A 628-nucleotide genomic window follows, 5' to 3' on the forward strand; every position below is an offset into this window, starting at 1 on the left:
AAGGCTCGGATAAGAATGCCAAGCACGGAGATCCAGAGCAAGGCCTTGCGGATTCGGCGGTAACCCTCGATAGTATGTACCATACCCCAAGTCAAAATAGCGCTGCAATGGAACCGCACGTTACTTTGGCACATTGGGAAGATGACAAGCTTGTCTTATATACTTCAAACCAGATGATCGCCTCTTGTAAGCAGCAAGTAATGGACGCATTAGATTTGAATAAAGATCAAGTCGAGTTGATCTCCTATTATGTGGGCGGCGGTTTTGGCAGTAAGCTTGGTATTGCACCAGAATCTATTGCTGCCGCTATTGCTTCTAAAGAAGTCGGTCGTCCAGTACTGATTACTATGACGCGCCCGCAAGTGATGGAAGCGACGGTAAGACGCTCAAATACCCGTCAGCGTATCGCTATCGGTTGTAATGAAGAGGGTATTATTAATACCTTTATTCACGATACCACGACCAGCAATTTGCCAGGCGAGGCGTTCTTTGAACCAACAGCGTTATCCACTCACTTTTTGTATCGCGGAGAGAATCGCCGCGTCAGCTATCAGATGGTAGATATGAATCACGTATTATCAGGCTCTATGCGTGCTCCTGGTGAAGCGGTAGGTATGATCGCTGTTGA

Annotated in this window: 1 protein-coding gene; it reads left to right on the forward strand. The window is 47.1% G+C overall.

Annotation, left to right across the window (positions count from 1 at the left end):
* A partial coding sequence (locus ACS8FD_RS21900; RefSeq protein ID WP_439277419.1) for a molybdopterin cofactor-binding domain-containing protein occupies positions 1–628 on the forward strand: 628 nt, incomplete at both ends.

This window comes from Psychrobacter sp. 1U2, from assembly GCF_051847575.1.